The organism is Pseudomonas sp. G.S.17, assembly GCF_038096165.1.
Taxonomy (GTDB): domain Bacteria; phylum Pseudomonadota; class Gammaproteobacteria; order Pseudomonadales; family Pseudomonadaceae; genus Aquipseudomonas.
Window position 1 is genome coordinate 4246278 of record NZ_CP151076.1, and the last position, 22918, is coordinate 4269195.

The 22918-nt window shown below is 59.3% G+C and carries 16 protein-coding genes; 10 read left to right on the top strand and 6 right to left on the bottom strand.

The genetic code is table 11. The annotated features are described in order from the left end of the window. Positions 1-356 precede the first annotated feature (356 nt). The 4 genes from AABC73_RS19925 to AABC73_RS19940 all read left to right on the top strand — a co-directional run bounded on the left by AABC73_RS19925 (position 357) and on the right by AABC73_RS19940 (position 5604). Positions 357-2036, top strand: coding sequence for an MFS transporter (locus AABC73_RS19925; RefSeq protein WP_341520629.1), 1680 nt, complete (start codon positions 357-359; stop codon positions 2034-2036). After that, positions 2033-3199 carry an HlyD family secretion protein gene (locus AABC73_RS19930; RefSeq protein ID WP_341520630.1) on the top strand — a complete coding sequence of 389 codons (1167 nt, stop codon included), beginning with the start codon at positions 2033-2035 and terminating at the stop codon, positions 3197-3199. The genes AABC73_RS19925 and AABC73_RS19930 overlap by 4 nt, the downstream gene beginning before the upstream one ends. Positions 3200-3351: 152 nt before the next feature. After that, positions 3352-4449 (top strand): enoyl-CoA hydratase/isomerase family protein, encoded by a 1098-nt coding sequence (locus AABC73_RS19935; RefSeq protein WP_341520631.1) that lies wholly within the window; start codon positions 3352-3354, stop codon positions 4447-4449. 3 nt (positions 4450-4452) lie between these two features. Beyond that, complete coding sequence (locus AABC73_RS19940) at positions 4453-5604, top strand: acyl-CoA dehydrogenase family protein (RefSeq protein WP_341520632.1); 1152 nt, start codon at positions 4453-4455, stop codon at positions 5602-5604. A gap of 363 nt (positions 5605-5967) precedes the next feature. Here the strand turns inward: AABC73_RS19940 and AABC73_RS19945 are convergent, their stop codons facing one another. Together AABC73_RS19945 and AABC73_RS19950 are read right to left on the bottom strand one after the other, a co-directional pair. Continuing rightward, positions 5968-11178, bottom strand: coding sequence for a DUF6543 domain-containing protein (locus AABC73_RS19945; protein ID WP_341520633.1), 5211 nt, complete (start codon positions 11176-11178; stop codon positions 5968-5970). A gap of 433 nt (positions 11179-11611) precedes the next feature. Beyond that, positions 11612-12175 carry an NAD(P)H-dependent oxidoreductase gene (locus AABC73_RS19950; RefSeq protein ID WP_341520634.1) on the bottom strand — a complete coding sequence of 188 codons (564 nt, stop codon included), beginning with the start codon at positions 12173-12175 and terminating at the stop codon, positions 11612-11614. A 305-nt stretch (positions 12176-12480) separates the two neighbouring features. Here AABC73_RS19950 and AABC73_RS19955 point away from each other — a divergent pair, with 305 nt between their 5' ends. Further along, positions 12481-12693: a hypothetical protein gene (locus AABC73_RS19955; RefSeq protein WP_020288763.1), complete on the top strand. Its 213-nt coding sequence runs from the start codon at positions 12481-12483 to the stop codon at positions 12691-12693. A 55-nt stretch (positions 12694-12748) separates the two neighbouring features. On the opposite strand, the gene AABC73_RS19960 is transcribed toward AABC73_RS19955, so the two are convergent. From AABC73_RS19960 to AABC73_RS19975, 4 genes are read right to left on the bottom strand one after another with little or no spacing between them, the layout of a single operon-like run. Next, positions 12749-13357, bottom strand: coding sequence for a GNAT family N-acetyltransferase (locus tag AABC73_RS19960; RefSeq protein ID WP_341520635.1), 609 nt, complete (start codon positions 13355-13357; stop codon positions 12749-12751). 25 nt (positions 13358-13382) lie between these two features. Next, positions 13383-14141 (bottom strand): DNA polymerase III subunit epsilon, encoded by a 759-nt coding sequence (gene dnaQ / locus AABC73_RS19965; protein ID WP_331151987.1) that lies wholly within the window; start codon positions 14139-14141, stop codon positions 13383-13385. After that, complete coding sequence (gene rnhA / locus AABC73_RS19970; protein WP_020288766.1) at positions 14134-14586, bottom strand: ribonuclease HI; 453 nt, start codon at positions 14584-14586, stop codon at positions 14134-14136. The genes dnaQ and rnhA overlap by 8 nt, the downstream gene beginning before the upstream one ends. 38 nt (positions 14587-14624) lie before the next feature. Then, a complete protein-coding gene (locus AABC73_RS19975; protein WP_341520636.1) occupies positions 14625-15383 on the bottom strand; it encodes a methyltransferase domain-containing protein in 759 nt (252 codons plus the stop codon). An 83-nt stretch (positions 15384-15466) separates the two neighbouring features. Here AABC73_RS19975 and gloB point away from each other — a divergent pair, with 83 nt between their 5' ends. From gloB to AABC73_RS20000, 5 genes are all read left to right on the top strand, one after another. Continuing rightward, entirely contained in the window at positions 15467-16246 is a 780-nt protein-coding gene (gloB, locus tag AABC73_RS19980; protein WP_341520637.1) for a hydroxyacylglutathione hydrolase, read from the top strand. Between the two features lie 99 nt (positions 16247-16345). Continuing rightward, positions 16346-17950 carry a LysM peptidoglycan-binding domain-containing protein gene (locus tag AABC73_RS19985; protein ID WP_341520638.1) on the top strand — a complete coding sequence of 535 codons (1605 nt, stop codon included), beginning with the start codon at positions 16346-16348 and terminating at the stop codon, positions 17948-17950. A 219-nt stretch (positions 17951-18169) separates the two neighbouring features. Further along, a complete protein-coding gene (locus AABC73_RS19990) occupies positions 18170-19999 on the top strand; it encodes an extracellular solute-binding protein (RefSeq protein ID WP_341520639.1) in 1830 nt (609 codons plus the stop codon). Next, the gene (locus AABC73_RS19995; RefSeq protein ID WP_341520640.1) at positions 19996-21843 is read left to right on the top strand and encodes an extracellular solute-binding protein; all 1848 of its coding nucleotides are present in this window, start codon (positions 19996-19998) and stop codon (positions 21841-21843) included. Before AABC73_RS19990 ends, AABC73_RS19995 begins: the two co-directional genes overlap by 4 nt. Position 21844: 1 nt before the next feature. Continuing rightward, positions 21845-22918, top strand: coding sequence for a microcin C ABC transporter permease YejB (locus AABC73_RS20000; RefSeq protein WP_331151981.1), 1074 nt, complete (start codon positions 21845-21847; stop codon positions 22916-22918).

Here is a 22918-nt window from a genome sequence, read left to right on the forward strand (position 1 = left end):
TTCCCCTTTCGACGGGCTTATTGTAGGTGCCGACTTGCACACAGGATCCGTAGGACCGGCTTTAGCCGGGAGGGCGCAGGGTCTGACGACGCAACTGCTGAAAATGTACCGGCCTCCTCCCGGCTAAAGCAGGTCCTACGCAGACTGTGTGAAAACGTCACGAGCGAAGGCAAGACAAGGCAAAAACAGCCGGAAAAGCGGAGTCTAGGTGTTCTAAATGAGCATTTTCCGCCTGTTTTTAACGCAGTATTGCCGAGCGCAGTAGTTTTCACACAGTCTGTACGGGATGTATTCAGGGTCAAGACGGTATCAACCTGTTTGCTGCGCGCTCACCACCCACAAGGCTGTGCCGATTCATGAGCAATAAGTATGCGCCCCGTGACTGGGAGCCCCATGAGCGCCCTACCCTGCCGGGTTCGCCGTCCACGCCGCTGCATTCGACCGGCAAGCGCTGGGCATTTGCGCTGGTAGGCATCATTGTTGCGCTGACCGGCGGCCTGGGTAACGCCCTGGTGGTTGCCAACCTTCCCTATCTCCAAGGCTCACTCGCTGCAACGACGGCCGAGATTGCCTGGCTGCCCGCTGCGTACGTCATGACCAATGTGTCGATGAACCTGCTGCTGGTGAAGTTTCGTCAGCAATTCGGTCTGCGGGCCTTCACCGAAGTGTTCCTGGTGCTGTATGCCTTGGTGACATTCGGCCATCTGTTCGTCAATGACATCAACTCGGCGATTGCCGTGAGGGCCGCGCACGGCATGGTCGGCGCAGCGCTGTCCACGTTGGGCCTGTATTACATGATCCAGGCGTTCCCGACCAAATGGCGCTTGAAAGCCCTGGTGCTTGGGCTGGGAACGGCGCAGCTGGCAGTACCGATGGCGCGGCTGGTCTCGGAAGATCTGCTGCAGATTGCCGAGTGGCGTGGCTTGTACCTGTTTGAACTGGGCATGGCCCTGCTTTCCCTGGGCTGCGTCCTGCTTCTGAAGTTACCGCCGGGTGATCGCTTCAAGGCGTTTGAAAAACTCGACTTCCTGACTTTTGGCCTGCTCTCCTCCGGCTTCGCCTTGCTCTGCGCGGTGCTGTCGCTGGGGCGCATCGACTGGTGGCTGGAGCAAACCTGGATCGGCGTTGCGACAGCGGCCTCCATTGCGCTGATCATGGCGGGATTGGCCATCGAGCATAATCGGCGCAATCCGTTGCTGATCACCCGCTGGCTGGGCAGCGGCAAGATCCTGCGCCTGGCGCTGGCGGTGATCCTGTTTCGCGTGGTGCTGTCGGAACAATCCATCGGCGCGGTAGGTTTTCTTCAAGCCTTGAACATGGGCTCCGAACAGTTGCACACCCTCTATGCGGTGATGTTGCTCGGCAGCGTCGCGGGCCTGGCGGTCAGTGCCTGGACGATCAATCCAGCGCATCTGTTCACGCCGCTGATCATTTCTCTGGCGATGATGGCGACCGGCGCGTGGATGGACAGCGGCGCGACCAACCTGACCCGTCAATCGAACATGTACCTCAGCCAGTTCCTGCTGGCGTTTGGGGGGACGTTTTTCCTTGGGCCGACCTTGGTCCTGGGGGTCAGCGGGGTCATTGCCAACCCGCGCAACATGGTGAGTTTTTCCGTGTTGTTCGGGATCACCCAGAACATTGGCGGCCTGATCGGCTCGGCGGCGCTGGGCACTTTCCAGATCGTGCGGGAGAAATTTCACTCAAGCATCCTCGTGGAGCATCTGACCCTGATCAATCCACAGGTGCAGGCACGCTTGCAAAGCTCCGGCGCCAGCTATGCTGGCGCTATCGCCGATCCTTCGGCGCGCACCAATCAAGGCATTCGCGCTATTGCGACCGCCGCCACCCGGGAAGCCAACGTACTGGCCTATAACGACGTGTTCATGCTCATCGCCGTGATTGCCGTGTTGACCATGATCTGGATCTCGATACGCGGGATCTGGCTGAAAATGACGACTCAACCGATTACACCTGCGTCTCCCGCGCCGGTGGCTTCGACTTCCGTAACTTCCAGTGGCGCCACCTCTTCATGACCGAACCGACCACGCCGACGCCAGCCAACCCGGCCCCCGCGTCTTCCGCACCACCTCCTCCAGCGCCGGCACCCGCGACCAGCCAGCCACGCTCATTGCGCACCCGAATCGTCTCCTCGGTGATTTTCGGCAGCGTTGCCCTGATCGGCATTCTGATTGTGCTGTACGCCTGGCAACTGCCGCCGTTCGGCAGTCCGATAGAAAGCACCGAAAACGCGCTGGTGCGCGGGCAAACCACGATCATCGGCCCGCAGTTGAGCGGTTACGTCTACGAAGTGCCGGTCCAGGACTTCCAGTTCGTCAAGCAGGGCGACTTGCTGGTGCGGCTCGATGACCGAATCTATCGCCAGCATCTGGATCAGGCCGTGGCGCAACTGGGCATCCAGAAAGCTGCACTCGCCAATAATCTGCAACAGCGCCGCAGCGCAGAAGCGACTATCGTGCAACGCAAGGCAGCCTTGGAAAGCAGCATCGCGCAAGGGCGCAAGGCCTCGGCGGATTTGCGCCGCAGCCAGGCGTTAGTGACCGACGGTTCCATATCGAAAAGCGAACTGGATGTTGCCCGGGCCGCCGACGCTCAAGCGACCGCCGCCACCGCCGAGGCCAGAGCCGTGCTGGAGATCGCCCGGGAAGACTTGCAAACCGTGATCGTCAATCGCGGTTCGTTGGAAGCTTCGGTGGCCAATGCCGAAGCCGCCATTGAACTGGCCCGTATTGACCTGACCAACACACGCATTCTCGCGCCTCGGGACGGGCAGCTTGGGCAGATCGGCGTGCGCCTGGGTGCCTACGTGAACTCCGGCGCGCAATTGATGGCACTGGTGCCGAACCGGCTGTGGATCATTGCCAATATGAAGGAAACCCAGATGGCCGACGTACGTCTCGGTCAGCCGGTGACGTTCAGTGTCGATGCGCTGAATCACCAGAAGATGAACGGTCGCGTGCAACGTATCGCCCCCGCCACCGGCTCGGAGTTCAGCCTGCTGCCGGCGGACAATGCCACGGGTAACTTCGTCAAGATTGCCCAGCGGATTCCGGTGCGCATCATCGTCGAGCCCAATCAGCCGCTTGCCGAACATCTGCGCCCGGGCATGTCGGTGGTGGTCAGCATCGATACCAGCCGGGATGGTGAAATTCCACCCGATCCGGGCACCGAAGACTGACACGCGCTGTCGGCCCATGCATGAATGCCTTGGCGTTTTGCAGGAATGCCGATTGTGCTTGGCAAATTTGCACTGGTAGCATCGGCGGTCCTTACTCAGACCGCCCGCCCTAAAATATGAACCCAAAACAACAATGAACAGGGAGTTTGCAGATGACTGTACAGGTTGTAACTGGCGTACCTGAGCCGCAGGATTTCCCCCAGGACACCGTGCTGGCCGAGGTCCGCAACCATATCGGGCATCTGACCCTCAATCGCCCGGCCGGCCTTAACGCCATTGACCTGAACATGGTGCGCGGCCTGCAACGTCAGCTCGACAGCTGGGCCGAAGACGATGCGGTGTACGCCGTGGTCCTGCGTGGCGCCGGTGACAAGGCGTTCTGTGCCGGTGGCGACATTCGCTCGCTGTATGACAGTTTTAAAAGCGGTGAGACGTTGCATCAGGACTTCTTCGTAGAGGAGTACGCGCTGGATCTGACCCTTCACCATTACCCCAAACCGGTGCTGGCGCTGATGGACGGCTTCGTCCTGGGCGGCGGCATGGGTTTGGTGCAAGGCGCTGATCTGCGGGTGGTGACTGAACGCAGCCGGCTGGGCATGCCGGAAGTGGCCATCGGTTATTTCCCGGATGTGGGCGGCAGTCATTTCCTGTCGCGAATCCCTGGCGCACTGGGCACTTACCTGGGCGTCACTGGCGTACAAATCGCTGCCGCCGACGCCTTGTATTGCGGCCTGGCCGACTGGTATCTGCCCAGCGATGCGCTCACGGAACTTGATCAACAGCTCGACCAGATGCCGTGGCACACCAGCGCGCTCAAGGATCTGCAAGGCATCATGGCCGGGCTGGCGAGCCAGCTGCTGGCTGATCCGCCGCTGGAGAAGCTGCGTCCGGCCATCGACCATTTCTTTGCCCTGCCGGATATCCCGAGCATCATCGAACAATTGCGCGAAGTAACCGTCGCCGACTGCCACCCTTGGGCCTTGACCACGGCAACGCTGATGGAGACTCGCTCGCCGCTGGCCATGGCCGTGACCCTGGAAATGCTGCGTCGCGGCCGGCATCTGTCCCTGGAAAAATGCTTTGCCATGGAATTGCACCTGGATCGCCAATGGTTTGAACGGGGCGATCTCATCGAAGGCGTCCGCGCCCTGATCATTGATAAAGACAAGAAGCCACAATGGAATCCACCCAGCGTGCAGGCCTTGAACGCCGAGCAGGTACACGGATTCTTCAACGGCCAGGAGAACTGAGTCATGCACGATATTGAACTGAGTGAAGAACAAGTCATGATCCGCGACATGGCGCGGGACTTTGCCCGCAATGAAATCGCGCCCCATGCCCAAGCCTGGGAAAAGGCCGGCTGGATCGACGACGCGCTGGTCAGCAAACTGGGCGACCTCGGCCTGCTGGGTATGGTGGTCCCGGAAGAATGGGGCGGCACCTATATCGATTACGTGGCTTACGCCCTGGCTGTTGAGGAAATCTCTGCGGCCGATGCGGCCACCGGCACCTTGATGAGCGTGCACAGTTCGGTGGGCTGCGGCCCGGTCCTCAATTACGGCAGCGAAGAACAGAAACACACCTGGCTGGCGAAGCTGGCCAGCGGTCGCGCCATTGGTTGCTTCTGTTTGACCGAACCTCATGCCGGGTCCGAAGCCCATAACCTGCGCACCCGCGCCGAATTGCGCGACGGCCAGTGGATTCTCAACGGCGCCAAGCAGTTCGTCAGTAACGGCAAGCGCGCACAACTGGCTATCGTCTTCGCCGTGACCGATCCAGAGCTGGGCAAGAAAGGCTTGTCAGCGTTTCTGGTGCCCACCGACACGCCCGGTTTTGTGGTGGATCGCACCGAACACAAGATGGGCATTCGTGCCTCCGATACCTGCGCTGTGACGCTGAACGACTGCCGAATCCCGGCCGCCAATCTGCTCGGCGAACGCGGCAAGGGCCTGGCCATCGCGTTGTCGAATCTGGAAGGCGGACGCATCGGTATCGCCGCCCAGGCCTTGGGGATTGCCCGCGCCGCGTTTGAAGCTGCGCTGGAATATGCTCGGGAACGGGTGCAGTTCGACAAGCCGATCATCGAGCACCAGAGCGTGTCCAACATGCTCGCCGACATGCACACCCGCATCAACGCCACGCGCTTGTTGATCCTCCATGCCGCGCGACTGCGCAGCGCAGGCAAACCGTGCCTGTCAGAAGCTTCCCAGGCCAAGCTGTTCGCCTCGGAGATGGCCGAATGGGTCTGCTCCAAGGCAATCCAGATTCACGGCGGATACGGCTATCTGGAAGACTACCCGGTAGAGCGCTACTACCGGGATGCACGGATTACCCAGATTTATGAAGGATCGAGCGAAATCCAGCGCCTGGTGATCGCTCGGGAACTCAAGCATTACCTGGTTTAAAGCGATCCGGTAGCGCCGGACTTGTCCCCGATGACGTCGGATCGGCCAGCAGCATTTAGCCTGCCCCAGCCCAGTGTTTGCGCCGACGCCTTCCCGGACAAGTCCGGTCCTACCGAGTCATGCACCACCCGGTAGGAGGGGACTTGTCCCCGATGACGTCGGATCGGCCAGCACCATTTAGCCTGCCCCAGCCCGGTATTTGCGCCGACGCCTTCCCGGACAAGTCCGGTCCTACCGAGGCATGCGCCACCCGGTAGAAGGGGACTTGTCCCCGATGACGTCGGATCGGCCAGCAGCATTTAGCCTGATCCAGCCCAGTGTTTGCGCCGACGCCTTCCCGGACAACCAAATCTCGTCAGGCAATCACGTCGTGGAGGTGTTGAATCGTTCGCGCCCCAACAACGTGATCAACAGGGTGATCGAGTCGGCATTGCTCAACATGATGTCGATGCGTTTGTCAGCATCGGCATAGAAAACATCCCGGGCCTCTTCCAGTGTGTTCTTGCCGGTGATGTTCAAAATAGTCAGTTTGGCGTCTCCATCGCTGGTCTTCAGATCCCTGGGGAGTTCGTCGCTGGTCGTGTCCTTGAATAACTCTTCCCGAGGCGTATCGAACGACAGACAACGCTGCTGATAACCTTCAAAGCGCTTCTTCGCGCTTTGGTAATAGTCACCAATGTCGAAGATCAGATCCAGATACGGCGCAGTGGCTTCCACATAAGCGATGTCATGGCTGTCGTTGGCGATATGCGACAGTTCGTGGAGCAGCGTGGTGGCCCGAAAGTGCGCCTGAACGTCGAATGCATTCTGACCTCTGGGCGGAGGCTTGAGGCGGTAGGTCTTGCCGCGAAAGTACCGTTCGGTGAGAAAGATTCGTTTATGCACGTCCGCGCTGTAGGTGAACGCCGTAGCGTCCTGATGCCCCCGCTTGTTGGTGCCGACGACAAACCGCTCGGAAGAGAATGGCGAGAGCGACTGATTCAGCAACACCCCCTGAATTTCAGTAATTTTCAGGATGATCAAGGCGATCAGCCGCTCGCTGGGGGGGTTCACCGCAAAGAAGTCGGCCACTATCTTTTGGGTTGCCGAGGGGATTTTCCCGGTGGAATACTTCGGCAAGAGATTGCTGCGCGCAGTCCGCAATAGATTCCGAACCCCCTGATGAGCCTCGGCTATTCGTCTGGCTCTGTCTGGAAATAGCCGCCTGATTTCCGGTAAACCACGGGCCTCGACAATCATGATCTCATTGAGTTGATCTTCAAGGGGCAACACTTCAACCCGGGACAGAAAACCACCGCCGCCCTTGAGTCCACCTTGCAGATCAAGTGTCCAGTTGCGGTCCTTGTCGGTGCGTATCCAGGGACCCAGGATCTGGTCCTTGACGATACGGTAGCCACCCGTAGTGAAACGTATCTGATAAACCTTGCCGTCGACTGCCGCATACTCATTGGGCGTATTGCGACTGCGGTACACGTTGAACAGCTCATCCTTCGTCAACTCGCTCAGGGCAATGTTTTGTGCCTCAAGGCGCCGAAGCCGATTACGCAGCTCAGGGGTCAGCTTGTGATTGCCCCAGGAAAAATCCACAAAGGACGAAGACGGTGTCTGGATAACAGGTTCCTCGACAGCTGGCTCCTCAACCGCCTGTTCCTCTCGGTCTTTCGGATCCTGGCGCGACGCAATCAAAAGGGCCAAGGCGGTGGAAAATTCGGAAAGCGCCTTGCCCCAATGGCGCTCGGTCAGGTCTCCCGCAGAGGCTTTGAGCCATGACTGGCTTTGCCAGGCCCCGATCAGCATGCCAAGCCGACCCGGCAACAGAGCCAGAGTCTGCTCGCTGCCCAGGGTCATCAGAAACCGATACGCCTGCCGGTTGTATTGCGCCGTGGTAAGGCTCGCCTGCTGCGCGGTGAGCATCAGCACCGCCTTCAATCCTTCGAACAAACAGCTCAAAGCGTTGCCGCGTACCGGTTCAAGCAGAATGCGCGGCGCCGCCGGGGCAAATAGCGGCGTATCCATGAACCCTTCCGTACTCCAGGGCAGGTGCGGCTCGATGAATCCGCCATTGGCATAAACTTGCCTGACCTGCGGATCGAGACGTCCCAGTATCAACGATTGCAAATCGCTGGAGTGCTGGATGGCAGCCAGCAACGCAGCTTCGCTGGCGTATTCCGAAAACTGCACGTTGTTCATTAGAACCGAATACAAAACCCACGGCCCGCCCGGCGCAGTGATTATATAAAGACCGGTCACCACATCCGGTGCAGCCCCCGGTTCTGCGACCAGTTGCAGAGGACTGATTACAACCTGCCTGCCCTCCACGGGCAGCCTCGCCAGGCCATCGGGCATTTCCACAACCGCGTGAACAAAGCCTAGCGCTTCCTCGGAAAAAACCTTCTGCAGCTTGAGTTCAAAGGCCGCCAGGATCAGCAATGACGGCATGCAAACCGCGAATAAATTCACACGCTTGAGATACTCCGGATCGTGCACGTTGAGTTTCTGGTGCAGCAGCGCCTGATAGCTGGCGCCGACATCAAGGTCTTTTACCAGCTCCCTCACGTAAGCGGCGTCAGGTATTTGCGACACCGTATACCCCTCTTCCAGGGCGACACTCAGCGTTGCGTTCTGTGCGCCGCCGAAACGGGTGATCGCAAAATTGGTCAGCGTTTGCGTGTGGACCTGAGTGGCCGCAGGCACCGAGGAGGGAATCTCGCCGAGCAGCGATGGCGCGATGAGGTAATGGGTCAGGCTGATCAGAATCCGGTTCGGATCGAGCGACTGCCCGGCGAAATCCTTCTCCAGCCGAGCGCTCAGCAGCTCATAGGCATGTGTCTCCAGACTCGGGATACCAAACATGAAGTCCTGATCGGCACCTTGCACAATGTAAGCACTGACCAACAACGTACTGAGCGTTAAAAGATCCTCGACACTGGCGCGGTTTATCCAGTTTGGCAAAACTGCCGTGAACAGCGAGACCTCAACGGCATATGCCAGCGCGTCCTTCAACCCGCGCAACTGGTCACTGGCATTTGCCGTGCGGATCAGCGCGCCTGTCAGAGCAGCGTCCGCCTGCCAGCGCACGGCATCGTCACAGGCGGCTTCGACTTCCTTGATCTGCCGGTCCAGCTCTGCACTCTGGAGATGCTCGATAAAGTGTTCGTCAATGCGCTCCAGTCCGACGGTGATCGGCAAGGATTGATGCAGATGAGCCTGGAGCCGCTGCCTGGCCGGTGAACTGAAGCAGTCCAGCCACTCCGAGCGGGTCGCGGGATCAGCCAGTCTCTGCTGGATCAGCGCTTCCAGATCGGATCGCGTTGGGTGCTCTCGCAAGCCGACAAGCGGCGAGCACAGCAGCAGTTGGCCCTCAGCGTCCAGTGGCTGACGCAGGACGAACGCGTTGGTCATGACGGCTGTGTGCGCCCCCGGTTGATACCCGACATGCAGCGTGTACACCTCGGCAATGGCGTCGCCCCAGTGGGCGCGCAGGCTCAAGGTCGGTCGGTCCAGAACCTGCTCGAACATGCCCAACGATCTGGCACTCAAATCGCCAAAGCGTTTCTCCACTCGCAACGCAAGGCGCAGCAGATTGCCGCGCATTCTGCTGCCCGCCTGGCTGGGCAGAAATCGGGTGTCCCGGTCGCGCAGCTGACCATTGCGAGCGTGTCGCGCCTGCCAGGTCAGAGCTTGCCGAAACCCGGTATCGGCCAGATCCAGAATGAGCTGCAGGACGCTGATTTTCAGGGCCGTCTGCGGGTGCTGTTCTGCGGCTGCAGAGGCTGCGCTGAATACCTGGCAATCGTCCGGCAATTGCCCAGTGAAATGGCCGGTTACTTTTTCCAGCAGCAGATTCAGCATGTTTACCGGACGTTCACCGACGCGCTGTACCCAGAGATCACGAGCGTCAGGTTTCAGTGTGGTAAAGATCGACAGATAACGGTTCAGAACATGGCGTGCGCAATCAGCCGCACCGGGATATAGGCCGCCGGTTTGATCGATTTGCTGCTCAATGGCATCGAGATAGTTCTGCCAGGTGTCCACTGCTACGGCGCCACCGATAGCGTCCGGTTCGAGTGAGTTGGCGCGCACCGCAACCGGTTGGCACGCGGGTCCGGGAGCAATTGCTTTGTCGCCCCAGCGGCCGGAACTGTCTGAGGAAACAAGCCCTGGATTGAGCAAGTGACGAACATCCAACGCATCGTCGATTACCACCGCTGCCTTGTCGGCCTGACTGCAAGGCAGATCGATGGCGTACGCCAGATTGCGTTTCTGCCAGGCGATGATCGAGTCCATTGCATCGCTGAACAGCCGGTGCTCAATCGGGTCCAGGCGCAGTTGCAATTGGCCCTGCGCTTGCAGCAATGGGCGGTCATTGAGCGATGTACATTGCAGCATCTCCGTCCGCCCAGCCGTCGATGTCAAATGCTCGATGACCTGCCCGATGCCAGCGAAACGGCGCAGCCCATGTCTGGCTGAAAACAACAGCACGCCGGACAATCCCTCCGCTGTCAGATCGATCAGGATTTCGCCCGCCAGCTTCACCGGCTCCGCGCCTGCAATCGATACGGAAAGTCTGGCCGTCGCAGGTTGTTCTGCGCGCCCGGCAGTGCCGGACTCAGGGTGCAATCGGCGCAAGTGAATCCATTCATCCCTGGAAATACTCCCGGTCTGCAGACCGCTCAACAAATGATGGCGAAAACTGTCCGCCAACAGTCGCGTCCCGAAGTCGCGCCGGGTACCGCCACCGGTAACCGGGCTGAGCCAGAAGTTCTCCAGCAGCCCTTCGAAACAGTCCTTGGTCGCCCCGCGAACTTCAGTCAGCGCAGCCACAAACGGCTGCGCCTCAGCCGAGGTCAACACCCGACCCGTAGCGCCCAGGAATCGCCTCTGCACCGCAGGTTCGGCAGGTTTCTGGACATACTCATCCAGTGCAGCCTCGGCCAGGGACTGCGTCCCCAATACCAGCGGCTGGGTAGCAACACCGAAGTCGCCTGCAACCTGCACGATTTGCAGCAGATGATTGAACGCATTCAGTGAAGTGTCCGGCAGCGCGTGCTCCAGGCAATCCTGCATCGCACAGCCCACCGCCACGTGCAGCGAAGGCAACATCACCAGGTGGGTCGCGAAAACCTCCAGGCTCTGCCCATGCTGGTGGATGATGGCGTGCATGCGCCGCTCAAAAGGATCACCTTCGACCGATTCATATTCCCATGGGAGTGCAGCCGTCTGTGGCAACCTGAAACGCGCATTGAGCATTCGCGCCAACTGCTCGCGGCTGGCGAACCGTTCCAGCCCGTTGAGCTGGGTGTGCAGGAATACGGTGTGGTCGCGGGACGTGTGGTCAGTCAACAACAGCGTGGCCGCCAGCTCTGCAGCAGGAACTGCGCCGTCATCGATGACCACTCGATCGACTCGTGGACCGTCGACGACTTGACCGGGTTGCGCAGGCTCGGCCAGCCTGCCGAGCCATTGATGCTGCCGTGAATCGATTTGCGCCAGGGCCAGCGCGCGATCCAGATCTGCGACGTAATTCGCCCGGAGCGCGTCGCTGGAGAAATAGTTGATGGATGCCAATGGCATGGCAAGCTCCTTGTGAAAAGACCCTGCACCCTTGGCAGCGCGGGGTCTGAACAAAAAACAAGAAGTGTATCCATGGCACCCGGCGGGCGTTCCATACATAAAGCAGTGCTGGATTAGCGCAAGCCGTGGGGAGCAACCCAGGGACGTTTTCAGGTAAAGCGTCTGCGCCCAAGGTTCATGCCCAGCCAGGTCACCGAGTCGGCGTTGTTGAGAAGAACACCACACCTACCTCGGGACGGGCCTGCCGCACTCCCCGAGCGGCCCGGGATGGAAATAAGGGCGGATGAAGCTGACATGATAAGTCTCCTTGTCTGAAGCCAGCCTGTGCCATTTCTGACCAGGCACAGACTGAAACAAAGGAGCTTATCGGCAAGATTCAGGTGGGCTGCGCTACATAAAGCAGCGATCTATCGTGCGGCAGCGCAACTGGATTTCAGGCTTTTTGGTTCTGCTCAACCCATGCCGCGTAGGCATTGATGAAGGTTTGCAGGAAGGGTTTGGTCTGCTCGGACAGCGTTCCGGCCGCGTCGAAAAAGGTGCCGGCGTTGCCCAGGTAGGCTTCCGGCTGTTGCAGGCAAGGAACGTTGAGGAACACCAGGGACTGGCGCAAATGGTGGTTGGCGCCAAAACCGCCGATGGCGCCTGGCGAAGCGCTGATGACGGCACCTGGCTTGCCGCTCCAGGCGCTCTTGCCGTACGGCCGGGAGCCAACGTCGATGGCGTTTTTCAAGACGCCGGGCACCGAGCGGTTGTATTCCGGAGTGACGAACAGGACTGCATCGGCTGCGGCTATCTGCTGGCGAAACGCAGCGTAAGACTCAGGCGTGGACGTCGCGGTATCGATGTCTTCGTTGTACAGCGGCAGATCGCCGATCTCGACAATCTTCAGCTGCAGATTCGCCGGAGCCAGTGCAGCGAGCGCCAGCGCAACTTTTCGGTTAATGGAGTCCGCACGCAAACTGCCCACCACAACGGCGACCGAATAAACCTGACTCATGGAGATTTCCTTTTACGAATTCAAAGAGCCATTAGTTATAGATGAAGTCAGGGATTAAAACCGGCTTTAACTTGTTTGAATGTGCCAATATTTTTTGCCAAATGGCGACGTGTGCGGGGAAACTGCCCCTACAACTATTTTTTTTTGGCCGGAAAACTCTGTGCTAAAACAGCGGTCTACAAGGCTTGAGTGCCAACGCCATAAACCTTTCTTGCGACTCGGCTTACAAGCCGGCGCAGATTACCGGCGCGCGGTGTTAGCATGCAGCAGTAAATGAGCGGTTATCTTCAGAGGTTACAAAGCAAATGGCTTCAGTTCTCGTCGGACAATTTCATGCAAGGGACGCCGAAGGCCGCGTCTACTCCGTGCATGAGTTCCAGGAATCACAGCCCTCCGAGGCTGGCGGCACGGAGCCTGTATCAACCTATCGCCTGGCAATCGGTGATCGGGTCAAGCACTTGGGCGGAGATGTCTTCCAGTTGCTTCAGTCCGGTGTGGAAATGACCCGTACCAAGTAATACTCGTCCTGAGGTCGCTTGATCGCTTCGTCTTATCGCAAGCGCAAGCGGCTGTTCAGGCTGAACGCGGGTCGCTGCCGGCTACGGCATTGGTAGCCGCATCACTGAACAGCAAGTACCAGAATATTGCTGCTTCCCGGGTTTGCGGGTCAATGCCGCGATAACGCATGTGATCAACCCCGCCGACGACGAACCCGCAGCGTTCGTACAACTTGCAGGCAGCCAGATTGTTGTTCTGGGTTTCCAGCATGATCCCCGGCAAACCCTGCTTGCGACTCCAGAACTGCGCGACATCCAGCAGCGCCCGGGCAACCCCGTTACGCCGTGCGGACGCATCCACCGCCACTTCGTCGATATGGGCAAAACCGTTCCAGTGCGTGCTCAGCACCACATGCCCTACCGCTCGCTCATCCAGCCAAGCAACCAGCACGGTGCTGTCCGCTGCGTCGCGATAATCGCAGAACTCCTGGGAATCAATGCCGTAGTTCTTGGAATACGGCTCGACCGGTTCGATCTTCCAGCACTCGACGCTCTGTCCTACCTGCGCCAACGCAAAGCCGCTGACGGTGAAGGTGAATTCGCTGTTGAGGATGTAATCCTCGAAGCATTCGTCTGCCACCCGAATGCTCAGTGCCGGATTAACCGCCGGATTAGCCAAAGTCATCACATCGCTACGCTGGATGAAAGGATCACGCTGACGCCTGGTCCCGAGCTTCCTGCAACTGCACCCATAACGCCGGAGCACCTGCCGATTTGGCGATAGCCGCCATGCGCACATCGTGCTCGGCCAGTTCGCTGTCGCTGGCGCGGATGACCCGGCAACGCGCGCGATCAGCCGGCAAACGACGAATCTCGCTGGCGTTATTGCCCGAGCCTTCGCCGGAGCCATTGCCGTCGGTGGCATTGCCGGCCAGCGACAGGCTGGTCTGGCCGCCGGTCATGGTCAGGTAGACGTCGGCGAGAATCTCGGAGTCGAGCAAGGCGCCGTGCAATTCTCGACCGGAGTTGTCGACGCCATAGCGTTTGCACAAGGCGTCCAGGCTGTTGCGCTGGCCGGGATGGCGTTCACGGGCCATCAGCAAGGTGTCGAGCACCGTGCAATGCTGGGTGATATCGGCCTTGTCGGTCTGACCGATCAGGGCGAATTCATTGTTGATGAAACCGATGTCAAACGCGGCGTTATGGATGATCAGCTGCGCGCCCTTGATGAATTCGAAGAACTCATCCGCCACTTCGCCGAAACGCGGCTTGCCCACCAGAAACTCGTTGGTGATGCCGTGGACACCAATCGCGCCTTCGTCGCTTTCGCGATCCGGTTGCAGGTAAACGTGAAAATGCCGACCGGTCAGACGACGGCCGATCAGTTCGACGCAACCAATCTCGATAACCCGGTGGCCATCGGTGACCGGCATGCCGGTGGTTTCGGTGTCGAGTACAACACTACGCATGTTTGATGCCTCTCACTTCGTCGACACCACGATTGGCCAGCTGGTCGGCACGCTCGTTGCCGTAATGGCCAATGTGTCCGCGCACCCATTGCCAGGTCACCGTGTGTCGATTGACTTGTTCATCGAGCAACTTCCAGAGGTCGGCGTTTTTCACCGGTTCCTTGGCGGCGGTCTTCCAGCCGCGCTTCTTCCAGTTGACCATCCACTCGGTAATGCCTTTCATGACGTACTGCGAGTCGGTCACCAGCGTCACGTCGCAGGAGCGCTTGAGTTCTTCAAGGCCGCGAATCGCGCCCGTCAGCTCCATGCGGTTATTGGTAGTGTTGGCTTCGCCGCCCCACAACTCCTTTTCGACGCCCTTGCACACCAGCAGTGCGCCCCAGCCGCCTGGTCCGGGATTACCCTTGCAGGCACCATCGGTGAAGATCTCAACGCTTTCGCTCATTACAACTTTATCCGGAAAATAGTGGGCTTCAGCACAGCCTAGGGCTCGCTACTGCGACGATTCACTTTCGCCATGGGCAGCGGAATGAGCTTGCCCAAGGGTTCGCGGCGGGTCTGGCGCACGGGCCGCAGCCCCACCACCATCTTTCGCGCCACTAATAAATAGAAGCCCCCGCCGGGGCTTTGCCAGCCGCCACCGAGCCGTTCAAGGCCAGACAAACGCGCTTGCCAGGCTGTCGAAGCAAGCGGCGGACGATAGCATCCGAAGCGCCGTTTCTCCAGTGCGAAGCCCAGCAGATTAAGCCAGTCAGCGACCCGCGACGGGGAAATGCAACGCGCCTTGCGCAAAGCGTCCTGGGCGAACGCACGGCGCAATCCCCAGGCGCTCCAGGGGTTGATGCCGATAATCAGCAGATGACCACCGGGGCGCACACTGCTGGCAGCTTCGCGCAACAAACCATGGGGTGACAGGCAGAAATCCAGCCCGTGCTGCAAGACCACCACGTCAGCCGCATGCTCGCTGAGCGGCCAGGCTTGCTCTTCACAGACGATCTCGACTCCCGGCAGTGGCGCGCCAAGGCGTACGTTGCGCTGCACCTGCTCGGCAGCGGGCGGGGTCTCGGCAGACGGCCCGTAATGCACCAGATAACCACCAAAATAACGTCCCAACTCGTCTTCGAGTACGCGACGCTCTTCCTGCAGCAATAATTGGCCCAACGGCCCGGACAGCCACTCACGCGCCGAACTGATCAGCGCCAGCCACTCAGGATCAGCCTGGGCGAAAGCTTCATCGGTCATTTCAGTTCTCCTGAGGGGATGCTCGCCTCGAACGTAATCAGACTCTAAGATGCACCATTGTTTCCCGCTAAGCGAACTGCGCCATGATACAGATCGATGCTCTGCCCGCTTTCACTGACAACTACATCTGGTTGTTACAAGATCCTTCCAGCAAACGCTGTGCCGTGGTCGATCCGGGCGATGCGGCGCCGGTACTGGGCTGGCTGGAACAGCATCCCGACTGGCAACTGACCGACATCCTGGTCACCCACCATCACCACGACCATGTGGGCGGCGTTGCCCAGCTTAAGCAGGCCACCGGGGCCAGAGTCCTCGGCCCGGCGGCGGAAAGCATCCCGGCCCGGGACGTGGCGCTGGTCGATAACGACCGGATCAACGTCCTCGGACTGGACTTCGATGTCTATGCGGTGCCTGGCCATACCCTCGGCCACATTGCTTTCTACCATGCGCAGACTCCGGCGCCTCTGCTGTTCTGCGGTGACACGTTGTTTGCCGCGGGCTGCGGACGCCTGTTCGAAGGCACGCCGGAACAAATGCACCACTCCCTTGGCCGCCTGACTGAACTGCCGGACAGCACGCTGGTGTACTGCACTCACGAATACACCTTGAGCAATCTGCGCTTTGCCCAGGCCGTGGAACCGCATAATACCGACATCGCCGAGCGTCTTGCCCAGGTCAGCCAATGGCGTAGCGAGAACCGCATCAGCCTGCCTTCAAATCTAGCCCTGGAACGCCTGACCAACCCCTTTATCCGCACCCATGAAACATCTGTTAAAGAAAAAGCGGACGAACGGACCGGCACCTCTAATCCGTCGCCGAGCGCGGTTTTTGCTGCATTGCGCGCCTGGAAAGATAAGTTCTAAACAACCCGCAAATCAGTAACAAAATTCTGAGTGGTTGACCATTGGCAGGGCTGTTCCTAGAATCGCCCGACATTTTCGCCTGGAACTATCCCCCAGCCAATGTCGTCACCTATAAGCAGAACCCTCAATTCAGACGCATTGACCCGGTTGGCTCAGGCTATCGCTGTTGCCGTGAGCGCTACACTCGCGGGCTGTCAAACCACCAGCCATATCGAGCCCAGCAGTACCCATCGCGCGCCGACCCAGGCCGCGGGGATCAAGCCAAAACCGATTTTTCTCAGCCACAAACCCGCGCCGCTTGCGCCAGCGCAAGACGTCTGGGAGCGGATGCGTCAGGGCTTTCAGTTGCAACAGGGCAACGACCTGAACCCGCGAATCGATCAACAACGCCTCTGGTTCGCCAACAACCCATCGTTCCTCGAGAACGCCGGCGAACGCGGCAGCCTGTACATGCACTACATCGTCGAGCGTCTTGAAGAGCGCAACATGCCGCTGGAACTGGCCCTGCTGCCAGTCATCGAAAGCGCCTACAACCCGATGGCCGTGTCCCGCAGCAGCGCGGTCGGCCTGTGGCAGTTCATCCCGTCCACCGGTCGTTATTTCAACCTGCGTCAGACCAGCTTTTACGATGGTCGCCGAGATGTTCAGGCTTCGACCGTTGCCGCACTGGATTACCTGAGCAAGCTGCACGACATGTTCAACGGTGACTGGCTGCTGGCGCTTGCTGCCTACAACGCTGGCGAAGGCACGGTCAGCCGCGCCATCGAACGCAACGACAAGCTCAACCTGCCGACTGACTACTGGAACCTGCCATTGCCGCAGGAAACCAAGGATTACGTGCCCAAGCTGCTGGCGTTGTCCCAGGTTGTTCTGGCGCCTGAAGCTTACGGCGTAAACCTGAACCCGATTGCCAACCGGCCTTACTTTGAAGTCGTCGAGCTGAACCAGCGCATGGACCTGTCCAAGGTCGCCGCCATGGCCAATATCGACGAAGACGAATTGTTCCAGCTCAACCCGGCCTTCAAGAAGCGCATGACCGTCGACGGCCCGCAGCATTTGCTGGTGCCGACGTCCAAGGCGCAACTGCTGACTGCCAGCCTGTCAAACATGAAACCTCAGGAGCTGGTCGACTGGCAGCAATACCGCGTGCGTCCCGGCGATACCCTCTCCAGTCTCGCCAGCCGTTATCAGGTTTCGGTCAGTTCATTGAAGAGCAGCAACAAGATTACGGGCAACAATCTGCGCGTCGGTCAGGCCCTGACCATTCCGACCCAGCCAGGCATGAGCCCGGCGCAACCGGTATTCGAAGAAGTTGCCCGTAACGACAAGCCGCTTCGCAGCCGCAGCTACAAAGTCAAACCCGGCGAAAACCTGACCATGATCGCCAAGGCGAACAAGGTCGACGTCAAGGATTTGCAGCACTGGAACAAGTTGTCCGGGCAAGGCCTGAAAGTCGGCCAGACCCTGGTCATGGAAGACAAGACCAAAGCCAGAAGCACAGTGGTTGTCGCCAGCGCCAAAGGCAAACCCGGTGCCAAGGAAGCTGACAAAAAATCCATGCAGTACAAAATCCAGAAAGGCGACTCGATGTACCTGGTCGCCAAGCGCTTCAACGTCGAGATGCAACATCTCAAGCGCTGGAACCCGCGTACCGGTTCCGCATTGAAGCCGGGCCAGACCCTCACGGTTTACCTGCCGCATTGATCCCAACCGCTCAAGGACTGACGCCCGCGGGAGCAAGCTTGCTTGCGAAGACGATATTTCAGCCGCAGATCATGCTGCGGTAGCTCGACTCCCTTCGCGAGCAAGCTCGCTCCCACAGATCCGCGCTTCACTGTGGGATTCCGCCCTTTCCGCCGTAGTCTTTTTCCTGCCGATACAAGCTGTTACTGTTACCGACCTAAAGCCCAAGCCGTCTGGATCGTGATACGTCCCTTCCTGCTACTTATTAGTCTGGCCTTGAGCTTTCCCGTCTGCGCAGCCATCAGCGAAAGCCACGGCTATGCGCAATTCGGCGTACTCAAGTATCCGGCCAGCTTCACGCATTTCGACTGGGTAAATCCCGAGGCGCCGAAAGGTGGCACCTTGCGAATGATGGCTTTTGGCACGTTCGATACGCTTAACCCTTATACCTTCAAGGGCAGCAGCCCGATTTCCACCGGTAACTTCCTGCAATACGGCGTCAGTGAGCTCAACGAACCTCTGATGGTCGGCACCGGCCAGTACGATCCTTCCGGGGATGAGCCGACCTCAAGTTACGGCTTGATCGCACAGAGCGTGGAGTTCAGTGAAGATCGCAGCTGGGTGGTGTTCAACTTGCGCCCTCAGGCGCGTTTTCATGATGGCAAGCCGATTACCGCCTATGACGTGGCGTTTTCCTATCGCACGCTGCTGAAGGATGGCCATCCGCAATACCGCACGGCGTTGCAGGAAGTGCAGCGGGTCGACATCCTCAATCGACATCGCATTCGCTTCGTCTTCAAGCGCGCCGGGAATCCGCTGCTGATTCTGCGTCTGGGCGAGCTGCCCGTACTGCCGCAACACTATTGGAAAGGCCGCGACTTCAAGGCCACCACCTATGAAGCGCCGCTGGGCAGCGGCCCGTACCGCATCACGCGTGTGCAGCCCGGTCGCCAATTAGTGTTCGAACGGGTCAAGGATTACTGGGGCAAGGACTTGCCGGTCAATCGCGGCAAGTACAATTTTGATCGGGTCGAAGTCGAGTTCTATCGCGACAGCGATGTGGCCTTCGAAGCCTTCAAGGCCGGTGAATTCGACATCTATATCGAGCATCAGGCCAAGAATTGGGCTACCGGTTACAACTTCCCGGCCGTGGCCAGCGGCGATGTGATCAAGGCGCAAATCCCGCACAAGATCCCGACCCAGACCCAGGGTTTGTTCATGAACACCCGGCGCGCCACCTTCGCCGACGTCAAAACCCGCGAAGCACTGGGCTTGATGTTCAACTTCGAGTGGACCAACCGCACGCTGTTCAGCGATGCCTACAAGCGCTCGACCAGTTACTACCCCAACAGCGAGTTCTCCGCCACAGGTCTGCCGACGGGCGCGGAATGGCTGCTGCTGTCGCAGTATCGCGAGCAACTGCCGCCGAGCCTGTTCACCCAGCCCTTTGCAGTATCGAAAACCGATGGCGGCGGCATCCCACGGGAAACCCTGCGCAAGGCATTGGGGCTGTTCGGCGAAGCGGGCTGGAAACTGGCGGATCAGCGCCTGATGAATCGTGATGGCCAACCGTTGCGCTTCGAGATCCTGCTGGTCAACCCGAATCTCGAACGCATTCTGCAACCCTATATCGAAGACCTGCGGCGCATCGGCATTGACGCGCGGCTGCGCACGGTGGATCGCGCCCAGTACAAGCAGCGCCTGGATCAGTTCGATTTCGACATGATTCTCATGACGCTGAACCAGACCCTCAGCCCTGGCCTGGAGCAATGGCAATATTTCCATTCCAGCCAGGCTGCGATTACCGGCAGCAAGAATTACGCCGGTGTCGCCAACCCGGTGGTCGACGGCCTGCTCAATCAATTGCTCGCCGCGCCAACCCGCGACACCCAGGTAGCGGCCGCCCGCGCACTGGACCGGGTCCTGTTGTCGCAGCATTACAGCATTCCGAACTGGTACCTCAACAATCATCGCCTGGCGTACCGCAACCGGTTCGCCATGGTCACCACCCCGCCCTATACGTTGGGGTTGCGCGCGTGGTGGCTCAAGCCCCTGGAGAAGACTCAATGACCGTTTTGCGTTCCCTGCTGAAGCAGGCTGGCGGCCTCTTCCTCGCCGGCGTGGCCTGCACAGCTCAGGCAGTGCCTCTGCACGCCGTGACCATGTACGACGAAGCGCCCAAGTACCCGGCCAACTTCACGCACTTCGATTACGTCAACCCCGATGCACCCAAGGGCGGGCTCTTCCGCCAGGCGGGTTTCGGCAGCTTCGACAGCCTCAACCCGTTCATCAACAAGGGCACGGCCGCCGATGACGTCGGCATGATCTACGACACATTGGCCCGCTCCAGCCTGGACGAGCCGATGACCGAATACGGCCTGATTGCCAGCAAGATCGAAAAGGCTCCGGATAACAGCTGGGTGCGCTTTTACCTGCGTCCGCAGGCACGCTTCCATGACGGCCACCCGATCCGCGCCGAAGACGTGGAGTTTTCCTTCAACACCCTGATCAAAGATGGCACCCCGATGTACCGCGCCTATTACGCCGGCGTCGACAAGGTGGTCGTCGAAGATCCGCTGCGGGTGCTTTTCAAGTTCAAGGACAACCAAAGCCGGGAATTGCCGTTGATCCTCGGCCAGTTGCCCGTGCTTCCCAAACATTTCTGGGCCACCCGCGAATTCACCAAGGGCAACCTCGAATTTCCGCTGGGCAGCGGCCCCTACAAGGTCGCCGAGGTTAACGCCGGCCGCTCAGTGCGTTACGAGCGAGTCAAGGACTATTGGGCCAAGGACCTGCCGGTCAACCGTGGGCAGTTCAACTTCGATGTGATGAGCTACGACTATTACCGGGACATGGACGTGGCCCTCCAGGCCGGCAAGGCCGGGCAGTTCGACTATTGGCTGGAAACCAGCGCGAAGAACTGGGCAACCGCCTACGACACGCCCGCAGTTCGCGAAGGCCGACTCATCAAGGAGGAACTGCCCAACGGCAACCCACAAGGCATGCAGGGCTTTGTCATGAACCTGCGGCGCCCGCTGTTCCAGGATCCAAAGGTGCGTGAGGCGCTGACCCTGCTGCTCGACTTCGAATGGACCAACAAACAAATGTTCAATGGTTCGTACAGCCGGACCAAGAGCTATTTCGACAACTCGGAAATGGCCGCCAGCGGCCTGCCGTCCGCCGAGGAACTGAAAATCCTCGACCCCTGGCGCGGCAAGATCCCCGAACGCGTGTTCAGCGAACCTTTCCAACTGCCGGTCAACGACGGCAGCGGCATGATTCGTCCGCAATTGCGGCGTGCCTTCCAGTTATTGCAGGAAGCGGGTTGGACCATCAAGAACGACAAGATGAGTGATGCCGACGGCAACCCGATGAAACTGGAGTTTCTTCTGGCCCAGACCCAATTCGAACGCATCCTGCTGCCCTACAAACGCAACCTCAGCGATCTGGGTATTGAACTGACCATCCGCAGGGTCGACGCATCGGAATACATCAACCGCCTGCGCTCGCGGGACTACGACATGATCGTCAGCAGCTTTCCCCAGTCCAGCTCGCCGGGCAATGAACAACGCGAGTACTTTCACTCAGTCAGTGCCGACCGGACCGGCAGCCGCAATTTCATGGGACTCAAAGACCCGGCGGTAGACAGCCTGGTGGACGGCCTGATCAACGCCAACTCCCGACAGAGTCTGGTCGACCATGCACGGGCTATGGATCGGGTGCTGCTATGGGGTTTCTACGTGCTGCCGAACTGGCACATCAAAACCTGGCGTGTCGCGTATTGGGATCACATCGCCCATCCCGGCGTAAAAGCACTATCGGACATCGGCACCAACACCTGGTGGTACAAACCTGATGCCCGTCCGGCGGAGCCCCAACAAACGGGCGATGCGCCTGCCAGTGCGGAGCAATAACATGCTGGCTTATATATTTCGGCGGCTGCTGCTGATCATTCCGACCCTGTTCGGCATCCTGCTCATCAACTTCGTGATCATCCAGGCCGCGCCCGGCGGCCCGGTGGAACAGATGATCGCCAAACTCGAAGGTTTCGAGGGCGCCACCAGCCGCATCGCCGGTGGCGGTGCCGAGGTTTCGGTGGCGGGCTCGACCTATCGCGGCGCCCAGGGCCTGGATCCCGGCCTGGTCAAAGAGATCGAGCACATGTACGGCTTCGACAAGTCGGCGCCGGAACGCCTGTGGATCATGATCAAGAATTACGCGCACCTGGATTTTGGCGACAGCTTCTTTCGGGACGCCAAGGTCATCGACCTGATCATCGAGAAAATGCCGGTGTCCATTTCCCTCGGGTTATGGAGCACGCTGATCATGTACCTGGTGTCGATCCCGCTGGGCATCGCCAAGGCGACCCGACACGGCAGTCATTTCGACGTATGGACCAGTTCGCTGATCATCGTCGGTTACGCAATTCCGGCGTTCCTCTTCGCCATCCTGTTGATCGTGGTATTTGCCGGCGGCAGTTATCTGGACTGGTTCCCGTTGCGCGGCCTGACCTCGAACAACTTCGACGAACTGAGCACCGGCGGCAAGATTCTCGACTACTTCTGGCATCTGGTGCTGCCCGTCACCGCTCTGGTGATCGGCAACTTCGCCACCATGACCCTGTTGACCAAGAACAGCTTCCTCGACGAAATCGGCAAGCAATACGTGATCACCGCCAAGGCCAAGGGCTTGAGCAACCATCGCGTGCTGTACGGCCATGTGTTCCGCAACGCCATGCTGCTGGTGATCGCTGGCTTCCCTTCCGCGTTCATCGGCATCTTCTTCACTGGCTCGCTGTTGGTCGAGGTGATCTTTTCCCTGGACGGCCTGGGGCTGATGAGTTTCGAAGCCGCCATCAACCGTGATTACCCGGTGGTGTTCGGCACGCTGTTCATTTTCACCTTGCTGGGTTTGGTGGTGAAGCTGATCGGCGACATCACTTACACGCTGGTAGACCCGCGCATCGACTTTGAAAGCAGGAAACATTGA

Coding starts and splice junctions, on each gene's coding strand:
- AABC73_RS19935 (WP_341520631.1), top strand. CDS start 3,352: ATGACTGTACAGGTTGTAACTGGCGTACCTGAGCCGCAGGATTTCCCC.
- AABC73_RS19955 (WP_020288763.1), top strand. CDS start 12,481: ATGGCTTCAGTTCTCGTCGGACAATTTCATGCAAGGGACGCCGAAGGC.
- AABC73_RS19950 (WP_341520634.1), bottom strand. CDS start 12,175: ATGAGTCAGGTTTATTCGGTCGCCGTTGTGGTGGGCAGTTTGCGTGCG.
- AABC73_RS19945 (WP_341520633.1), bottom strand. CDS start 11,178: ATGCCATTGGCATCCATCAACTATTTCTCCAGCGACGCGCTCCGGGCG.
- AABC73_RS19940 (WP_341520632.1), top strand. CDS start 4,453: ATGCACGATATTGAACTGAGTGAAGAACAAGTCATGATCCGCGACATG.
- AABC73_RS19930 (WP_341520630.1), top strand. CDS start 2,033: ATGACCGAACCGACCACGCCGACGCCAGCCAACCCGGCCCCCGCGTCT.
- AABC73_RS19985 (WP_341520638.1), top strand. CDS start 16,346: ATGTCGTCACCTATAAGCAGAACCCTCAATTCAGACGCATTGACCCGG.
- AABC73_RS19960 (WP_341520635.1), bottom strand. CDS start 13,357: ATGACTTTGGCTAATCCGGCGGTTAATCCGGCACTGAGCATTCGGGTG.
- AABC73_RS19925 (WP_341520629.1), top strand. CDS start 357: ATGAGCAATAAGTATGCGCCCCGTGACTGGGAGCCCCATGAGCGCCCT.
- AABC73_RS20000 (WP_331151981.1), top strand. CDS start 21,845: ATGCTGGCTTATATATTTCGGCGGCTGCTGCTGATCATTCCGACCCTG.
- rnhA (WP_020288766.1), bottom strand. CDS start 14,586: ATGAGCGAAAGCGTTGAGATCTTCACCGATGGTGCCTGCAAGGGTAAT.
- dnaQ (WP_331151987.1), bottom strand. CDS start 14,141: ATGCGTAGTGTTGTACTCGACACCGAAACCACCGGCATGCCGGTCACC.
- AABC73_RS19975 (WP_341520636.1), bottom strand. CDS start 15,383: ATGACCGATGAAGCTTTCGCCCAGGCTGATCCTGAGTGGCTGGCGCTG.
- gloB (WP_341520637.1), top strand. CDS start 15,467: ATGATACAGATCGATGCTCTGCCCGCTTTCACTGACAACTACATCTGG.
- AABC73_RS19995 (WP_341520640.1), top strand. CDS start 19,996: ATGACCGTTTTGCGTTCCCTGCTGAAGCAGGCTGGCGGCCTCTTCCTC.